The 1233-nt window shown below is 59.3% G+C and carries 1 protein-coding gene; it reads left to right on the forward strand.

Annotated features, from left to right (window positions below; all coding sequences use genetic code 11):
* Positions 1–1176 (forward strand): elongation factor Tu (tuf, locus tag ACR0IY_RS21950; RefSeq protein ID WP_170499253.1); only part of this gene is annotated, 1176 nt, incomplete at its 5' end.
* Between the last annotated feature and the right edge of the window lie 57 nt (positions 1177–1233).

Raw genomic sequence — 1233 nt, forward strand, 5'->3', positions numbered from 1 at the left:
ATGGCAAAGGAAAAGTTTGAGCGTACAAAACCGCACGTCAACATCGGCACGATTGGCCACGTTGACCATGGTAAGACCACGCTGACCGCAGCGATCACCAAGTATTTCGGTGACTTCAAAGCGTATGACCAAATCGACGGTGCGCCGGAAGAGAAAGCGCGCGGCATCACCATCTCGACCGCCCACGTGGAATACGAGACCGACAACCGCCACTATGCGCACGTCGACTGCCCCGGCCACGCCGACTACGTCAAGAACATGATCACCGGTGCCGCTCAGATGGACGGCGCGATCCTGGTTGTGAACGCTGCTGACGGCCCGATGCCGCAGACCCGCGAGCACATCCTGCTGGGCCGCCAGGTTGGCATCCCGAAGATGGTCGTTTTCATGAACAAAGTTGACCAGGTTGACGACGAAGAGCTGCTGGAACTGGTTGAGATGGAAGTTCGCGAACTGCTGTCCAGCTACGACTACCCCGGCGACGATGTTCCGATCATCGCAGGGTCGGCTCTGGCCGCGATGGAAGGCAACAACCCGGAAATCGGCGAAGAGAAGATCAAGGAACTGATGGCGGCTGTTGATGACTACATCGACACCCCTGAGCGTGAAGTCGACAAGCCGTTCCTGATGCCTGTTGAAGACGTGTTCTCGATCTCGGGCCGTGGTACCGTTGTGACCGGCCGTGTTGAGCGTGGCGTGATCAACGTTGGTGACGAGATTGAAATCGTCGGCATCCGCGACACTCAGAAAACCACCTGTACCGGTGTTGAAATGTTCCGCAAGCTGCTGGATCGCGGCGAAGCAGGCGACAACATCGGCGCTCTGCTGCGCGGTATCGACCGTGACGGCGTTGAGCGTGGTCAGGTTCTGTGTAAGCCGGGTTCGGTTACACCGCACACCAAGTTCGAAGCCGAAGCCTACATCCTGACCAAGGAAGAAGGCGGTCGTCACACCCCGTTCTTCGCGAACTACCGTCCGCAGTTCTACTTCCGTACGACTGACGTGACGGGCACCGTGACCCTGGCCGAAGGCACCGAGATGGTCATGCCCGGCGACAACGTCGGCTTCACCGTCGAGCTGATCGCACCGATCGCGATGGAAGACGGCCTGCGTTTCGCCATCCGCGAAGGCGGCCGCACCGTCGGCGCCGGCGTTGTGTCGAAAATCATCGAGTAAGCCGCAACCGCGACAACTCGTGAAAAGGGCGCCTCTCGGGCGCCCTTTTTGTTGGAA

It is taken from the genome of Ruegeria sp. BC1 (assembly GCF_056539305.1).